This is a genomic window from Zoogloea sp. GDB6, assembly GCF_056724105.1.
This window is the reverse complement of the sequence record NZ_CM161497.1, coordinates 2555978-2572151: the sequence shown is the minus strand read 5'-3', so window position 1 is coordinate 2572151 and position 16174 is coordinate 2555978. Positions and strand designations below refer to the sequence as shown.

The window sequence follows — 16174 nt, the reverse complement described above, 5'->3', positions numbered from 1 at the left end:
ATACTTGGGAGAGACGATCAATGTAGCTGACACGCCCCGCCGCATTTCATCAATATCCGTCAGAATGATCTTTCTTCAGCAGAGACTCAAGGCGCATGACTTCATCGCCATGCATCATGATCTTCTGACCCTCTCGCGTTTCCATTACAGTATCCGGCTTCATCCTTGTGGCGCGGCCATAGTGGTCCTCCATGGCCATTTTCCCATCCTTGAAAATGTAAAGGGTTGAGCCATCCTTGAGATTAAAGACCTGTTTCGCTTCTGCCCGGGCGGCATCATTCGCGAGCGCCGCGGCACTGATCGCACTCGTCAATACGAATACCAGAATGTATTTGAACATAACTTCCTCCATTGATTATGTCTCGCATTGATCCTTGGGCGCGCCATCATCTCTTCGCCGCGCGATCGGAACGGCCCTCATTCGTTACTATCCCGATACTCCCTGGGCAGTTTGTGTGCAATGCCTTTGTGGCAATCTATACAGGTCTGCCCCTCCGCATCGGCCTTCTGATGCTTTACGAAGACCGTTTGTTTCTGAAACTCGCTACTCATACCGTCATAGCTGTGGCAATTTTTACACTCACGGGAATTTGACGTCTTCATCCTTTCCCATTCGTGCGTCGCGAGCGTCATGCGTTTTGCTTCGAATTTCTCCTTCGTGCCTATAGTGCCAGTTATCTTCCCCCAAACTTCCAGACTGGCCCTGGCCTTGCGGATCATCTTGTGAGTCCAATCCTTTGGAACGTGGCAATCCGAACAAATAGCGCGAACACCTGTTCGATTGCTGTAGTGGATGGTTTGTTTATACTCCTGGAAGACGGTATCCCGCATTTCGTGACATGTCGTGCAGAACTCAAGCGTGTTCGTTGCCTCCAAGGCTGTATGAAAGCCTCCCCAGAAGAAAATCCCCGAAAAAAACCAATCACCAGCACGTGCTAGTGAGAATCACCGCCTCTGCTTTGACTCGGGGATTGATGGGTATTCGCCACGCTCCTAGCTAACTGCCGATGTGCGTCTTCGAGAGCCCTGGCCTCCCGAGCCGAATTCGTGAATTGCAGAGAAAGGGAACGGCAGTGCGCAGCCATCGCCGCGGGATCGCCCTTCGGCCGTCCCAGGTACGAATGTGCCATTTTCTCGTGCCAAGCCGCTTCGGCATCGTAGCTTGCGGCTTTTCGCGAATAGTAATCGGCAATCTGCAGATGCTCTGCCGACGTCTCTGCGCGGGAAATCGTTTCGGGAACGAGGCCTGCTGGGGGTACGGAGGTACATCCAGCAAGCGCAATGAGTACGACTGCGTTGATAGCATGTGCGATTTTCATCATCGCTCCTCATCCGGAATGCTGCTCAACGGTACCATTCGCAGACTGACGGAGAGATATCCACTTAATTACATTTACGTCACCTTTTTGAAAGGATTAAAAATCAAGGAGCGGCATTTAATTTCAAGCAAGGAAGAAGGCTGACTACCTGCTGGCATCAAAGGCAATCAGCCTTCCCTTCAGGTAACGCCCCGGGAGCGGCTTCGGCCTTGCCTAACGCAAGGCGCTGCATGCCCGCTTCTCCGAGGAATCCTACGGTCGTTTTGCGTGGCAGGAGTTCTGGGTGGTTGGCAATGCAGGAGAAGTGGATACCAAGCGCTTGCAAGGGGCACGATGTTGGGCGTGGTCGAGTCACTGAGGATGGTCGGCGACAAGGCTTGCGGTTGGCTTACAGCAATGTAATGCACTTGCTCCGTGAAAGTCAGCTTAGATCGGGCATACTGCCGGCATACAAATGCGGATTGGATTGTTTCAATAACTCTGGTCGGGAGCTCGGATTGGGATTCCTCGCCGAGGATTACCGAAGCGATTCAAGAGGCGCGGATCTCACAGTAGCCACTCGCATTGAATGAGAGAACCTATCCGTGCTTGGCTGGCAGTACGCTGGCTGGCCCTAGATTCAACTGTATTTCCAATAAAAGGAGAGTGACGCTATGTCCAACTGGTTTGCCGACAATTCGCTGTCCATCGGGCACACGCCCCTTATTCGCCTCAACCGCATCGCCGACGGCGCGCCCGCCACAGTGCTGGCCAAGATCGAGGGGCGCAATCCCGCCTACTCGGTGAAGTGTCGGATCGGCGCCGCCATGATCTGGGACGCCGAGAAGCGCGGCCTGCTCGGGCCGGGCAAGGAACTGGTCGAGCCGACCAGCGGCAATACTGGCATTGCGTTGGCCTTTGTCGCCGCCGCCCGCGGCATCCCCTTGACCCTGACCATGCCCGAAACCATGAGTCTGGAGCGCCGGAAGCTCCTCACCGCCTACGGCGCCAAGTTAATTCTGACCGAAGGCGCCAAGGGCATGTGCGGGGCGATTGCCAAGGCCGAGGAGATCGCCGCTTCCGACCCGAACAAGTACGTGCTGCTGCAGCAGTTCAAGAATCCGGCCAATCCGGCCATCCATGAATCGACCACTGGGCCGGAGATATGGAACGACACCGACGGCAAGGTTGATATCTTCGTCTCGGGCGTCGGCACCGGCGGCACCATTACCGGCGTTTCCCGCTACTTCAAGCAGACACGGGGCGCCAAACTGCAGTCGGTGGCAGTCGAACCATCAGCCAGCCCTGTGCTGAGCCAGACCCGCGCCGACGAGCCGGTCAAGCCGGGGGCGCACAAGATCCAAGGCATCGGCGCCGGCTTCGTGCCGCAGGTACTAGACCTCGCGCTGATCGACGCCATCGAGCAGGTCAGCAACGAGGAGGCTGTCGCCTACGCCCGCCGCCTTGCACGCGAGGAGGGCATCATCTCCGGCATCTCGAGCGGCGCGGCAGCGGCCGTGGCCAGCCGCTTGGCGCAACGTCCTGAGAACAAGGGCAAGACCCTCGTCGTCGTTCTGCTGGATTCGGGCGAGCGCTATCTGAGCTCGGTACTGTTCGAGGGCCTGTTCAATGAGTCCGGACTGCCTACGTAATCCAGGATGACCGAGCTTTTGCGGTCGATTCGACGGCGTGACCTTCAAGCCCTGTGAAGACGACTTTCGAGCGAGGTCGGCGGCGAAGGCACTGACCCTGTGCAAGGGGCTCCCTGTAGCCTTGGTCGTGCTGCGCCGCCTGCTCTTGCCATTGATGGGCAGCACCGCGTCTTACCTCATATCAACGATTGCCATCATTTGGTACGCCGGGCAAGCCGGCCAGGCGGTGTTCTTCGAGTTCGCTCGGCTCTGCCTCCGGGCTAAGTCGGCAGACGCGTGAGGACGGATCAAGCTCGCGATGGTCGCGGCCCGTTTGCCGGCGCGCAGCGAGCCGGCAAACGGGCCAGTTCTGGCGCACGATGGCAATCGGCCGGATCTGGTTCTCGATCCAATTGTTATGTGTGCCTTGCAAAAGCACGATCTCATACGACTGCGCTGTTGGTGGGAATTGACTGTGTTGAACGAAATGGATCCCGCGACACGGTTGATGTGCACGAGCAATCAGCCGGTCGCGTCTATTGAGTAGTTTAGTGCGAGTGCGCCGAGTGGACGTGCCCTCCGCTGTCATCAGGGGCGAAGCCAGAGCTTGCGCACCCCCCCAAGATTAGCAGCATGGTCGCAGCCATGGCGATTGCGATTTTCTTCATCAACACCTCCTATCTTTGCGTTAAGTTGACAACAAAATCTGCGCTTATTCTCCCTGCGGTCTGGATCAAGAAGGACGCGAAGCCAAAGTCTTTTGGTATAGCGCAAAGTTCGACGCAACCATCTTTTCAATGGAGAACCTCTCCCGGACAATAACCTGTCCGAGGTGACCCATTACGGAGCATTTCACTGGATTGGAGAGTAAGGAGGCCACCGCATGAGCCATGGCTTCGGAATCCCCCGGATGGACGATAAGGCCGGTGAGTTCATGCTGAACGATTTCAGGCATTCCACCCAAGTTGGTCGTGACAACCGGAATACCGCTCGCCATCGCTTGAAGGCCGACATTGGCAGCCCACTCTTGGAGCACGGGGTGAATCAACAAATCGGAGGCTCGAAGAATGGTCGAAATATCGGACCTAAAGCCTATAAATTGGACATTCTCCCTGAGGCCCAGCGTCTCAACCTGATTCTCCAGCTGTGCACGCATGACACCGCCTCCAACAACCAGTAGAAGAACATTCTTGAAGTGATTTTTCAGACGGAGAAGTGCGTTTAACAGTACAGCATGACCTTTTCCTGGCGCGAGTTGTTCAATCACAGCCAGGATGGGTACATTGGGCGGTAACCGGAGCACCGCTCTTGCCTCAAGCTTGGTCATGGCAGAGTTGTACTCGTTCGCGTCGATCGCACTATGTATAACGCTGATTTTTTCCGAAGGGAATCCTGAAGCTTGCATCTCGCGTGAAATCCAATCTGAGACGCAGGTGATTGCCCTTGGAATCCTTCCGATGCAAAATCTGTTCAAAACACCTGATGAAATCCGCCTATCACTTCTACAAGTAATGATTACGTTGCGATGTCCCGCCCATTTCGCAGCGAGCGCTCCTAGCGTGTCCGCACCCTCGCCGCCATGCAGGTGCACGATATCCGGCTTTACCGCGCGAATGATCCTTATCAGCTTAAAAACGAGCACCAAATCGAGATTTCCGCCGTAGCGTACCCCTTGAACATCAAGCCCCTCACGCCTTGCAACGTGATAAAGCTCACTGCCGTCAGGGCACACAAGCAGCGCAGGCATCCCGTGCCCTTTCAATCCTCGCACTAGGTGCTTGGTTTGCATGACACCGCCGAATAGATGTCGCCCTGTCTCAATGTGTAGGGTTCTGATTGTCATGTCACCTTTTCCATGCCTCCGCTCTACTGTCTCCACATGTACGGCGGTGACAAGAGTTTGCGACCTTGTGACTGACAATCAGATGAGGCAGGAATTACATTTCGGACATGGTCAAGACAGGAATCTTGTTCAAGGTCTCAATAGCTCGTGAGCTTATTCGTATCAGTGGCCGAGCCACTTTGGACCGCTCATGTTTCGCTTGAGACGGGTTGTAGTGGCTGGCATGAACAGAACGGACGTGTGCCGTCACTGCGATCTCGATCACAATGCTGCTATTTGTTTGGCCTTACCTCAGGAAGCGCTCTATTGTTCGATACCTCGGTTAAGGCGCCACTGCTTGACCAGCGCGTAGATCGCGGGGATCACGGCGAGGGTCAGAATGGTCGAGGAGATCATCCCGCCGACCATCGGCGCGGCGATACGGCTCATCACTTCCGAGCCGGTGCCAGTGCCCCACATGATCGGCAAGAGGCCGGCCATGATCGCGACGACCGTCATCATCTTCGGGCGGACGCGCTCGACGGCGCCTTCCATCACCGCCTCGTACAGGTCGCCCACGTGGGGTGCGCGGCCTTCCTCGCGGCAGCGGGCCTTGAGCGCTTCCCAGGCGTGATCCAGGTAGATCAGCATCACCACACCGGTCTCCGCCGCCACGCCAGCCAACGCGATGAAGCCGACCGCCACCGCGACGGACAGGTTGTAGCCGAGCAGCCACATCAGCCACACGCCACCGACCAGCGCAAAGGGCACCGACAGCATGACGATCAAGGTTTCGGTGATGCGCCGGAAGTTGAGGTAGAGCAGCAGGAAGATCGTCAGCAGCGTGATCGGGATGACGATCTTCATCTTCTCGATCGCGCGCTCCATGAACTCGAACTGGCCGCTCCAGGTCACGTAGTAGCCCGGCGGGAACTTGATTTGCGCGGCGACGGCCTTCTTTGCATCCGCCACGTAACCGCCGATGTCCCGATCCCGGATGTCCACAAAGATATAGGCCGACAACAAGGCATTCTCGGTGCGGATGCCCGGGGTGCCTTTCGCCACCATGACCTTCGCCAACTGTCCCAGCGGCACCATCGTGCCCCCCATGGTCGGCACCAGCACTTCGCGGGCGATCTGCTGCGGGTCGGAACGCAGCTCACGCGGGTAGCGCACCGTCACGCCGAAGCGCTCGCGCCCTTCGACGGTGGTGGTCACCATCTCGCCGCCCAGCGCGCTGCCGATCACGTCCTGCAGGTCGCCGACGGCCAGGCCGTAGCGGGCCAGTTGCTCCCGGTCGGGCTCGATGTTGAGGTAGAAGCCGCCGGTGATGCGCTCGGCGAAGGCGCTGGTGGTGCCCGGCACCGTTTTGACGACCGCCTCGATCTCTTTGGCCAGTTTCTCCATTTCAGCGAGATCCTTGCCGAAGACCTTGATGCCGATCGGCGTGCGGATGCCGGTGGACAGCATGTCGGTGCGGGCCTTGATCGGCATCGTCCAGGCATTGGCGACGCCGGGGAACTGCAGGGCCTTGTCCATTTCTGAGATCAGCTTGTCGGTGGTCATGCCCGGCCGCCATTCGGATTGCGGCTTGAGGTTGATGACGGTCTCGAACATCTCCGTCGGCGCCGGATCGGTCGCCGTGTTGGCGCGGCCAGCCTTGCCGAACACCGACTCGACCTCGGGGAAGCTCTTGATGATCTTGTCCTGGGTCTGCATCAGCTCGGCCGCCTTGGTGATCGACATGCCCGGCAGGGAGGCCGGCATGTAGAGCAAGGTGCCTTCGTTCAAGGTCGGCATGAACTCCGAGCCAAGACGCGAAGCCGGATAGATCGACACGCCCAAGGCGAGCATTGCCAGTACGATGGTCAGCTTCTTCCAGCGCATCACTGCTGCGATGATGGGCCGGTACAGCCAGATCAACACGCGATTCACCGGGTTCTTGGCCTCCGGCATGATCTTGCCGCGGATGAACAGCAGCATCAGCACCGGCACCAAGGTGACGGACAGGAACGCGGCGCCAGCCATCGAGAAGGTCTTGGTGTAAGCCAGCGGCGAGAACAGGCGGCCTTCCTGGCCTTCCAGCGTGAACACCGGCAGGAAGGAGACGGTGATGATGAGCAGCGAGAAGAACAGCGCCGGGCCGACCTCCTTGCAGGCGGCCAGCATGGCTTCGAAACGCTCCGCGGTGGAGTGCCCTTCCGGCAGGCGTTCCAGGTGCTTGTGGGCGTTCTCGATCATCACGATGGCGGCGTCGATCATCGCGCCGATTGCAATGGCGATGCCGCCCAGGCTCATCAGGTTGGAGTTCATGCCCAACAGGCGCATCGCGATGAAAGCCATCAGCACGCCCACCGGCAGCATCAGGATCGCCACCAGCGCACTGCGCACATGGAGCAGGAAGACCACGCACACCAGCGCGACGATCAGCGACTCCTCGATCAGCGTGCCCTTGAGGGTCTCGATGGCCCGGTGGATCAGTTCGGAGCGGTCATAGACGGTCTGCACCGACACGCCTTCCGGCAGGCCGGGGCCGATCTCGGCGATCTTGTCCTTCAGGTTGTGGATGACCTCCAGCGCATTCTGGCCGTAGCGGGCCATGGCGATGCCGGCTACCACCTCGCCGTCGCCGTTGAGTTCGGTGAGCCCGCGGCGCTCGTCCGGCGCCAGTTCGACGCGGGCGATGTCGCGCACCAGCACCGGCGTGCCGCCCTCGGCCTTGACCACCAGTGCCCCGATGTCGTCCTTGCCGCGCAGGTAGCCCTTGCCGCGCACCATGTACTCTGTCTCGGCCATCTCCACGACGCGGCCGCCCACGTCCCGGTTGGAGTCGCGGATCACTTGAGCGACCTTCATCAGCGGAATGCCGTAGGCGCGCAGCTTCACCGGATCGACAGTGACCTGGTAGGTTTGCACGAAGCCGCCGATGGAGGCCACCTCGGCGACGCCGTGGGCCTTGGCCAGCTGGTAGCGCAGATACCAGTCCTGGATCGTGCGCAGCTCGGCGAGCGTCTTCTCCTTGGCGATCAGCGCGTACTGGTACACCCAGCCGACGCCGGTGGCGTCCGGCCCGATCTGCGGTGTCACGCCCTTGGGCATGCGGCCAGCGGCGAAGTTGAGGTATTCGAGGACCCGCGAGCGGGCCCAGTAGATGTCGGTGCCGTCTTCGAAAATGATGTAGACGAAGGACGCACCGAAGAACGAGAAGCCGCGCACGACCTTCGATTTGGGCACCGACAGCATGGCCGTGGTGAGCGGGTAGGTCACCTGGTCCTCGACCACCTGCGGCGCCTGGCCGGGGTATTCGGTGTAGACGATGACCTGCACGTCGGAGAGGTCGGGCAGCGCGTCGATGGGCGTACGCAGCACCGCAAACACCCCAGCCGCGAGAATGAACAGTGTGGCGAGCAGAACCAGGAAGCGGTTCCGGCCCGACCAGTCAATGATTTTGGCCAACATGATGGATCCCGTGTCAGTGGCCGGCGTGAGGATTGGCTGCCGGCGCCGAGGCGGCCGCCTTGCCGGCCGGGGCCGCCGAGGTGATGACCCATTCGCCGGGCTGGCGCTCGACGAATTCAACCTCCACCTTGGCCCCTGGCTTAAGGGCCTGGAGCAGCGAGGGATTGGCCACCTTGAACTCCATGGTCATCGCCGGCCACTTGAGGCTGGCGACCGGGCCGTGACTCAGGCTGACCGTCCCGTCCTTGGCATCGACACTGTCCACCGTCCCTTCGGCCCGGTGCCCGGCCGCTTGGGGCGCCGCCGCAGGCTTCTCGCCGTCCTTTCCGGACTTCGGTGCTCCACCATGGCCCGAATGACCAAAGCCACCGACCGCCGCTTTCAGGTTGCTTTCCGCATCGATCAGGAAGTTGGCGGCGACAACCACCTTTTCGCCGGCCTTGACGCCATCCATCACTTCGATATGGTTCTCGCTACGACCGCCCAGCTTCACGTCCCGTGGCTCGAAACGGCCTTCGCCGTGCGCGACAAGGACGATCTGGCGGGTGCCACTGTCGATGACCGCCGAGCTCGGCACAGTCACGACCTGGCCCTTGCCCTCCACCGGTACCTCTACCTGCGCAAACATTGCGGGTTTCAACAGCTGCCCCGGGTTTGGCAACTCCACCCGAACCGCGACCGTTCGCGTTTCCGCATTCAAGGTCGGATAGACATAGCTCACCTTGCCCTCGAAGACCTTGTCCGGATAGGCATTGATGCGCACCTTGGCGAGGCTGCCGCTACGCACCAGGCCGATGTCCTGCTCGAACACGTCAGCGATGACCCACACGGACGACAGGTCGGCCACTTGATACAAGGTGTCGCCCGGCATGAAGCGCATCCCTTGCAAAGCCTTCTTCTCGGTGACGACACCGGCCACCGGGGAGCGGAAGGTCAGCGTGCGCTTGGTGGCACCCGACTTGGCAAGAGCACGGATCTGCTCTTCTGAAATGTCCCAGTTGCGCAGGCGCAGCAAGCTCGATTCGGCCAGTTGCTTCATGCCGCTCTGTGCTTCGCTGCCGGCATCCTTCAGCGCGTCGACGCCCTGGGCGGCAATGGCGTATTCCCGCTGGGCCGACACCAACTCGGGGCTGTACACCTCGAAGAGCGGCTGGCCTTGGGCGACCGGCTGGCCGGTGACATTCACATGCAGGCGCTCGACGTAGCCCTCGAACTTCGGCGAGATCGCGAAGCTGCGCCGCTCGTCGATCTCCACGCGGCCGGCGGCGCGCACCGTGCGGTCCAGGCTGCGCAACTCGGCCGCCTCGGTGCGCACGCCGAGCTTCTGGACCTTGTCGGTGCTGATCTTGATCGCGTTGGCTGCCGCGGGTTCGTCATCCGCTTCGCCTTCATAGACCGGGATGTAGTCCATCCCCATCGGATCCTTCTTGGGCGTCGGCGACGTATCCGGCAGGCCCATCGGGTTGCGGTAATACAGCAGCTTGCGCTCCTTCTTCGCGCCATCCATCGGTGCCGCCGCAACCGGACTGGCAGCGGGTTCATGGCCTGACGAAGGGCGTTGCCCGAGCCAGTAGCCGCCACCGGCAGCCAACGCAACAGCAAGGCCGACCGCAATGCCTGCGCCTGTTTTCATAGGTCTTCTCCGAGAATGCGTTCGATGTCGGCCAGGCGGATCTGTGCCTCGGCCTGGGCCTTGATTTGGGATTGCCGGGCTTGGCGAATCTGCCGCTGGGCGTCGAGCAGCGTGGCGAAGTCCACCTTGCCGGTCTCATAGCCGGCCAAGGCCGCCTTGAAAGTAAGTTCGGATTGCGGCAAGAGGCTCGTTGAGGCCAGGCTCTCGGTCCGGCGAGCCGCATCGAAACCGGACAGGTTTTCGGCCAGATCGCCCAGAACCTGATTGGCGGTCGCATCCCGGCGCGCTTTGGCGGCGGACAGCATGGCCTCGGACTCCCGCTCCTGGGCCCGGCGGCTGCCCTGCTGTAGCGGCAGGTTCAGTTCCACCATCAATTCCCATTCACGCACCGCGCCCTGGTACTGGATCGGCGAAATGCCCAGCGTGAAATCCGGGTAACGGTTCTTGTAAGTGAGTTCGCGACTCTTCTCCGCCGAGCGAATGCGGGCTTCGTCCGCGAAGATCTGCGGGTTCCTTGTCCTGGCCCGCTCTTCCAGGGTCGTCGGATCGAGCTGAGCGGGCGCGGGTAGTGTCCGCAGGCGTTCCGGGGCTGCCAAGGGCGAAGACGTCGGCCTTGCAAGAAGCGCGTTCAGGCGCGCCTGCAGTTGCCGACGTTCGTTCTGCAGGGCGACCAACTCATTTTTCATGCCGGTCTGTTCGACCTGGGCGCGGATCACGTCCTGCTGAGCAGCCAGACCGCCGGCGTAGCGCACCTGGGCGATCTTTTCGAGACGGACCATCAGGTCGAGGATTTCGCGGGTCAGCTGCTCGTTGCGATAGACGTACTGGAGCTGCGAATAGGCGGTCTTGATGCGGGCGGCCAGTTCCGCCCAGGTGCCGCTGGCACGCCCTTCGGCGCCGCGGGCATCGAGTTCAGCGATCTCCCGCTTCAGATCCCGCTTGCCGAGCCAGGGCACGTCCTGCATCAGCAGGTAGCGCGTGCTGCCGACCTGGGCCGGCAGCAGCGCCGGATTCTGTTCGCCCATGCGCGTGATGTCGCGCAGTTCGGTACGGAACTTCGGGTCGGGCAGCGCACCGGCGGGCACGATGCGCTCTGTGGCGGCGTCAGCTTCAAACCGCATCGCCGCGTAGTCGGGGTTGCGACTGCGGGCATAGTTCAGCAGCGAATCCACGTCGGCGCCGATCGGGGCCTCCTGTGCCTGAGCTACCCAACTGAATGCGCCCAACAACGCGATGGCGGCCCACCGCATCCGCCTGCCTCGTATTCTCATGTTCCACTCCCTGGACGGTGACGCCTGGAAGGCGGGTGCTTCCCCGCGCTTCCGACATCGCGAAGCAACTTAGTCGCGCTGCAAGTGCACGACGGTCATGGCGCCGTTGATCTGCTCTGCCATGAAATGGATTGTGTCCCCGGCCTTCACCTGATCCAGCCAGGCCGGATCCTTCACGCGGAACACCATGGTCATCCCCGGCATGCCGTTCGGCAGCGGGCCGTGGGACAGTGTGAGTTTGCCGGCCGACTTATCGACCTTCTTCACCAGACCTTCGGTCATTTGAGATGCAGCCATACCGTGGCCCGCATGGTTGTGGGCCGCCGCGTCGGGCGTTTCATTATCCGCAAAGGCCGGCAGACTGACGGTGCCGACAAGGACGGCAAAGACGATTCCAAGGGTCGTTTTCATGATTTGATCCAGATGAACGCAATTGAATGATCAGTGGCGGGCAAACACGCGGCTGGAGCCATCGGTACGCACGAGCAGCGTCTCGTAGGGCATTGGCCGGTCGCTCTCCATCCCTGGGGAGCCCGGCGGCATCGACGGCACGGCAAGACCAATGGCTTGCGGCTTCTCTTTCAGCAAGCGCTCGACGTCAGCAGCCGGGACATGCCCTTCGATGAGGTAGTTGCCGACTTTAGCCGTATGGCACGAGCCGTAGGCTTCCGGCATGCCGAGCTTCTTGCGCTGCCCCGGAACGTCGGTCACATCGTGCGTCCTGACCTCGAAGCCCCGGGCGCGCAGGTGCTCTACCCATTTCCCGCAGCAACCGCAGTACGGACTTTTGTACACATCGACCGGCGCTCCAGCCAGTACCGAGCCTGCCATCAAGCTCAGGACGGAGGACACGATCAGTGTCTGCAGTTTCATGGCGATTCCTTGGGTGATGGGATGACTCATTTTGGCAAGCGCTCCCCGACGGGAAGCTGTCCCAAAAATTACATTTCGGTAATCTTGGCGCGGCGTCAGTGGTTATGCTTGAAGCCGGGCGGATGGGTGTGGCCCTTCTTCTCGGTGGGCGGCGCCGATGTCGGCGCTTCCGCGTGAGGGTCAGGGTCGTCGTCATGCGCGTGCCCATCGTGATGCCCATCGAGCCCGCTATGGCTGTGTCCCTCGCTGGAGACGACCAAGGCTCGATAGTCGGCAGCGGTCAGCCCGGGGAGCTTCTGAACAAACGCGACCAGATCCCAGATCGCCTCGTCCTCCATCCCGCCCTTGGACCAGGCCGGCATCCCGGACGCTTTGATCCCGTGCTTGATGATCCAGAACTGGCGCGCCTCGGCAAATTGCGGATCGAGCACCGACACCGGCTTGTCGGCCAGTTTGGGGGGCGTCGGATATAGCCCCTTGCGAATCTCCGAGTCTTCCGCACCCGGAGACAAATGGCAGCCCACGCACATCGCATCGTAGTTGCCGGAACCGCGGCGCACGCGCTCGGGATTGGCCAGGTCGATGGGCGGCTTGATATCTCCTGCCCGAACGGCGATGGAGCGCTCCCGGGCGAACTCCAGCAAACGGTAGGTCAGCGGGTGATGCGGCTCATCGGCCGCGATATTGATGGCGCCGGCGTACAGGGCGACGGCGCCCGAGGCCGCGCCCACGGCAGCCAGCGCCGCAACGGTGATCAGGGTCTTGTTCATGATGATGTTCCTCGGTTCTCGTTATCGTGCGTGACCGCAACTTAGTGTCCGGCGTGCGGACCCGGTTTTCGGACCTGAACTTCCGTTGCTGCAGGCTTGCCCTGTGCCGGCATGGACTGTCCTCCCTGGCTGCTTGCACGTGGGGGCTCGGCAGCGGGCCCAGTCCATTCGTAAGCACGCGTTCCAGGCGGTTGCTTGTACCAGCCGGGGTCGGCGTAATCGCCGGCTTTCTGCTCGGCACGGACCTTCAGGACGGTGAACATGCCGCCCATCTCGACGGCGCCATGCGGGCCTTGGCCCGTCATCATCGGAAGCGTGTTGTCCGGCAGCGGCATTTCCATTTCCCCCATGTCAGCCATACCGCGCTCACCCATCACCATGTAGTCGGGGATGAGATCGGTGATCTGCTTGGCGGCCTCCCGGTGATCGACACCGATCATCGTCGGCACGTCATGCCCCATCGCATTCATCGTGTGGTGGCTCTTGTGACAATGGAACGCCCAGTCCCCCGGTTCGTTGGCAATGAATTCGACCTGGCGCATTTGCCCGACAGCAATGTCGGTCGTCACCTCCGGCCAGCGGCCGCCCTTGGGTGTCGGGCCACCATCCGTGCCGGTCACCGTGAATTCATGGCCATGCAGGTGAATCGGATGATTCGTCATCGTCAGGTTGCCCACGCGGATCCGCACGCGATCGTTCTGGCGCACGTTGAGGGAATCGATGCCCGGGAAGGCCCGGCTGTTGAAGGTCCACAAGTTGAAGTCGAGCATCGTATTCACCTTTGGCGTATAGCTACCCGGATCGATGTCGTAGGCGTTCAAGAGGAAGCAGAAGTCCCGGTCCACCTCGTCGATGAGCGGATTTCGCTCCTTCGGATGGGTGACCCAGAAGCCCATCATGCCCATCGCCATCTGGGTCATCTCATCCGCGTGGGGGTGATACATGAAGGTACCCGGGCGGCGTGCCACGAACTCGTAGACGAAGGTCTTGCCCGGTGGGATCTGAGGCTGGGTGAGCCCACCGACACCATCCATTCCATTGGGCAGGCGCTGTCCGTGCCAATGGATGGTGGTGTGCTCGGGCAGGCGGTTGGTGACGAAAATGCGGACCCGATCGCCTTCGACCACTTCAATGGTGGGGCCGGGGCTTTGTCCGTTGTAACCCCACAGGTGGGCATTCATCCCGGGCGCGATTTCGCGCACAACCGGTTCAGCCACCAGGTGAAACTCCTTGACCCCCTTGTTCATGCGCCATGGCAGGGTCCAACCATTGAGGGTGACCACCGGGTTGTAGGGCCGGCCTGCGCCAGTGACGCCGCGGGGAAGATGTGGCGGTGCCGTGTTCGGATCATTCTTCGTGATCAGTTCCGGCAAGGCGGCCATGGCCACCGGACTTACCGAAGCCGCGGCAACGGCACCTCCGGTCAGTCCCAGACTTTGGATGAATGCGCGACGTGATGTCATCGGATGTCCTTTTGGTTCAGTGATCCGGACGGCCGGTGCTGGCCGGTGCGGTGCGTGCGGGAGGAGCCAGGGACGGCTTACCGATCAGGGCCATCTGCAGATCGCTTTGGGCGATCCAGTAGTCACGCAAGGACTCGATGTAGCTGTTCACGCTGGTGATCTGGGAACGGGCGTCGGCCAGCAGATCGAACACCCCGATCAGCATGCCGTTGTAGCGCAGCAGGTTCTCTTCGGCGATCCGTTTGTTGAGCGGTACGATTTCGTCCCGGTAGTGCTTGGCGATATCGAAGCTGCTGCGGTATGCCGAGTAGGCTTCGCGTACTTCCGAACGGGCATTGATTGCCGCCTCGGCCGCGCGTTCGATTGCTTGCCCATAGATGGCTTCGGCCTTGGCGACCTTGCTGCCGCCAAAATCGAAGAGCGGGAGCTCGAAACTCACTTCGTAGCCGCGTTTGTAGCCACTGTCCCGCGTCCCCTCCAGGACGCGCGCCGGACCGAACTCCAGCACGTTGATGAAGCGCGTGGCCTGGGTAAGGCCAAGGTTCTTGGCCAGCGCTTCCGTTTCGAGACGGACGGCCTGGAGATCCAGCCGCTGATCAAGCGCGGTCTGTTCAACGGCCGGCTGTTCGTCGGGTGCCTTGGGCAGATCCGGCAGGCGCTCGGGGAGCTGAATCGACTGTGGCGACGGCAGACCGAGCAGCTTGGTCAAGCGTTCCCGCGCCGCGATATGGACTTGCTCTGCGCGAGCCAGATCGAGAGCGGCTGAGGCATAGAAGCCTTGCTCACGCGCCTGCTGCAAGCGATTGAAATTACCGACCTCGGCCATCTTGCGAGCCAGTCCGGCACCCGCTTCTGCAGCTTGCCTGACTTTCCGGAGGTAACGCACCGACTCCTCCGCGGCGATCGCACCGAAGTAGGCTTTGCGCGTCTCCGAGGCCACCCGGGCAACCTCCAGCGCCGTCATGCGCTGGGTCTGGGCGAAATTCCGCTTCTCGACCTCAACGGCCATGGGCATCGTGATCAGCGCAAACAGGTTGAAGGTCAGTACCTGTTCGATCTTGAACTCGCGCACACCATTCTCGGCTCGACTGGCACGCAGCATGGAGAAATGGGGGTTGGGCAGCCGCCCGGCCTGGACCATTTCAGCTTCGCTGATGCCAAGCTCGTAGAACGACGCGCGCAGCCCGCGGTTGTTATAGATGGCGACCTGAACCGCGTCCTCCACCGTCAGCGGCTTGGTCAGCAATTCGGCGACGCGGGCATCGACCTCCTTGCGGTCCGCATCGTCTCTGGCCCAGCGGGCATCGGCGCCGATTCGGGCACGGGTCGTATCCCGGACCGTGCCGAAGCCTCCGTCCGCAGAAAAGCTGGCACAGCCGCTGAGGGTCAGCGTGCCGAGCACCAGCACGGTCAGGGTCTTGATCAGCCCCAGGGGGCGTACGGATAGGTATGAGCGCATGGCGGCCTCCTAATGATGATGGCCGGCAGGCGGCATGGCCGGCGGCGTCGGCGCCGCATCGCCCTTTTTCTGCAAAGCCTCACGGGCTTCACGAGCCTCAGCGGGCTGGTCAGGCGTAGAGGGGGCTGCATGTGCATCCATTCCGCGCTGGACCGATTCATTGGCGGCGCGCCACGGCCCGACCGGCGGTTCCGACCAGGCGTGGTAATCCGACAGGGAGGACACATACGGGGACGGGCTGGAGCTCGTCTCCAGCAAAGGCGGCGTAGCCGCCCAGACGCTGTTCATCATGGCCAGCGCCGATAGCCCGAGCAAATAGGATCGCATCGGTCTTCTCCATGGGGTCAAAAGGTAGGCTGGGAATCTGGCGTTCCCATGGCGAGCAGTGTGCGGCGCAAAAACCGACAGGAGACTGACCCACGAATTACATCTTTGTAATCTTGGGAAAAACGGAAGTGCGTTGCGCCACACTAGCGCCAGCCGTATGAGCAGGAA

Annotated in this window: 13 protein-coding genes; 1 reads left to right on the top strand and 12 read right to left on the bottom strand. The window is 61.2% G+C overall.

All coding sequences use genetic code 11. The features are described from left to right. Positions 1-49: 49 nt before the first annotated feature. Positions 50-340, bottom strand: coding sequence for a periplasmic Cu(I)/Cu(II)-binding protein CopK (copK, locus tag AC1PQG_RS11600; RefSeq protein WP_481122704.1), 291 nt, complete (start codon positions 338-340; stop codon positions 50-52). Positions 341-417: 77 nt separating this feature from the next. Continuing rightward, complete coding sequence (locus AC1PQG_RS11595; RefSeq protein WP_481122998.1) at positions 418-906, bottom strand: NapC/NirT family cytochrome c; 489 nt, start codon at positions 904-906, stop codon at positions 418-420. Positions 907-1972: 1066 nt separating this feature from the next. Here AC1PQG_RS11595 and cysK point away from each other — a divergent pair. Beyond that, positions 1973-2950 carry a cysteine synthase A gene (gene cysK, locus AC1PQG_RS11590; RefSeq protein WP_481122703.1) on the top strand — a complete coding sequence of 326 codons (978 nt, stop codon included), beginning with the start codon at positions 1973-1975 and terminating at the stop codon, positions 2948-2950. Between the two features lie 712 nt (positions 2951-3662). On the opposite strand, the gene AC1PQG_RS11585 is transcribed toward cysK, so the two are convergent. The 10 genes from AC1PQG_RS11585 to AC1PQG_RS11540 all read right to left on the bottom strand — a co-directional run bounded on the left by AC1PQG_RS11585 (position 3663) and on the right by AC1PQG_RS11540 (position 16006). Continuing rightward, complete coding sequence (locus AC1PQG_RS11585; protein ID WP_481122702.1) at positions 3663-4772, bottom strand: glycosyltransferase family 4 protein; 1110 nt, start codon at positions 4770-4772, stop codon at positions 3663-3665. A gap of 303 nt (positions 4773-5075) precedes the next feature. Further along, positions 5076-8210: an efflux RND transporter permease subunit gene (locus tag AC1PQG_RS11580; RefSeq protein WP_481122701.1), complete on the bottom strand. Its 3135-nt coding sequence runs from the start codon at positions 8208-8210 to the stop codon at positions 5076-5078. A gap of 13 nt (positions 8211-8223) precedes the next feature. Next, positions 8224-9843, bottom strand: a complete 1620-nt coding sequence (locus AC1PQG_RS11575; protein WP_481122700.1) for an efflux RND transporter periplasmic adaptor subunit — start codon at positions 9841-9843, stop codon at positions 8224-8226. Continuing rightward, positions 9840-11093 carry a TolC family protein gene (locus tag AC1PQG_RS11570; RefSeq protein WP_481122699.1) on the bottom strand — a complete coding sequence of 418 codons (1254 nt, stop codon included), beginning with the start codon at positions 11091-11093 and terminating at the stop codon, positions 9840-9842. The genes AC1PQG_RS11575 and AC1PQG_RS11570 overlap by 4 nt, the downstream gene beginning before the upstream one ends. Positions 11094-11183: 90 nt before the next feature. Next, positions 11184-11525: a copper-binding protein gene (locus AC1PQG_RS11565; protein ID WP_481114117.1), complete on the bottom strand. Its 342-nt coding sequence runs from the start codon at positions 11523-11525 to the stop codon at positions 11184-11186. 30 nt (positions 11526-11555) lie between these two features. After that, positions 11556-11987 carry a DUF411 domain-containing protein gene (locus AC1PQG_RS11560; protein ID WP_374487306.1) on the bottom strand — a complete coding sequence of 144 codons (432 nt, stop codon included), beginning with the start codon at positions 11985-11987 and terminating at the stop codon, positions 11556-11558. 95 nt (positions 11988-12082) lie between these two features. Next, positions 12083-12757 (bottom strand): c-type cytochrome, encoded by a 675-nt coding sequence (locus AC1PQG_RS11555; RefSeq protein ID WP_481122698.1) that lies wholly within the window; start codon positions 12755-12757, stop codon positions 12083-12085. A 41-nt stretch (positions 12758-12798) separates the two neighbouring features. Further along, positions 12799-14220, bottom strand: a complete 1422-nt coding sequence (locus tag AC1PQG_RS11550; RefSeq protein WP_481122697.1) for a multicopper oxidase family protein — start codon at positions 14218-14220, stop codon at positions 12799-12801. A 16-nt stretch (positions 14221-14236) separates the two neighbouring features. Then, on the bottom strand, positions 14237-15679 hold the full coding sequence (locus tag AC1PQG_RS11545) for a TolC family protein (protein WP_481122696.1): 1443 nt from the start codon (positions 15677-15679) through the stop codon (positions 14237-14239). Between the two features lie 9 nt (positions 15680-15688). After that, positions 15689-16006, bottom strand: a complete 318-nt coding sequence (locus AC1PQG_RS11540; protein WP_374486940.1) for a hypothetical protein — start codon at positions 16004-16006, stop codon at positions 15689-15691. Positions 16007-16174: the final 168 nt, after the last annotated feature.

What these genes read in the sequence shown, in the direction of transcription:
- AC1PQG_RS11580 (WP_481122701.1), bottom strand. Translation starts at nt 8,210, where the DNA reads ATGTTGGCCAAAATCATTGACTGGTCGGGCCGGAACCGCTTCCTGGTT.
- AC1PQG_RS11570 (WP_481122699.1), bottom strand. Translation starts at nt 11,093, where the DNA reads ATGCGGTGGGCCGCCATCGCGTTGTTGGGCGCATTCAGTTGGGTAGCT.
- AC1PQG_RS11565 (WP_481114117.1), bottom strand. Translation starts at nt 11,525, where the DNA reads ATGAAAACGACCCTTGGAATCGTCTTTGCCGTCCTTGTCGGCACCGTC.
- AC1PQG_RS11550 (WP_481122697.1), bottom strand. Translation starts at nt 14,220, where the DNA reads ATGACATCACGTCGCGCATTCATCCAAAGTCTGGGACTGACCGGAGGT.
- copK (WP_481122704.1), bottom strand. Translation starts at nt 340, where the DNA reads ATGTTCAAATACATTCTGGTATTCGTATTGACGAGTGCGATCAGTGCC.
- AC1PQG_RS11560 (WP_374487306.1), bottom strand. Translation starts at nt 11,987, where the DNA reads ATGAAACTGCAGACACTGATCGTGTCCTCCGTCCTGAGCTTGATGGCA.
- AC1PQG_RS11545 (WP_481122696.1), bottom strand. Translation starts at nt 15,679, where the DNA reads ATGCGCTCATACCTATCCGTACGCCCCCTGGGGCTGATCAAGACCCTG.
- AC1PQG_RS11575 (WP_481122700.1), bottom strand. Translation starts at nt 9,843, where the DNA reads ATGAAAACAGGCGCAGGCATTGCGGTCGGCCTTGCTGTTGCGTTGGCT.
- AC1PQG_RS11540 (WP_374486940.1), bottom strand. Translation starts at nt 16,006, where the DNA reads ATGCGATCCTATTTGCTCGGGCTATCGGCGCTGGCCATGATGAACAGC.
- AC1PQG_RS11555 (WP_481122698.1), bottom strand. Translation starts at nt 12,757, where the DNA reads ATGAACAAGACCCTGATCACCGTTGCGGCGCTGGCTGCCGTGGGCGCG.
- AC1PQG_RS11585 (WP_481122702.1), bottom strand. Translation starts at nt 4,772, where the DNA reads ATGACAATCAGAACCCTACACATTGAGACAGGGCGACATCTATTCGGC.
- cysK (WP_481122703.1), top strand. Translation starts at nt 1,973, where the DNA reads ATGTCCAACTGGTTTGCCGACAATTCGCTGTCCATCGGGCACACGCCC.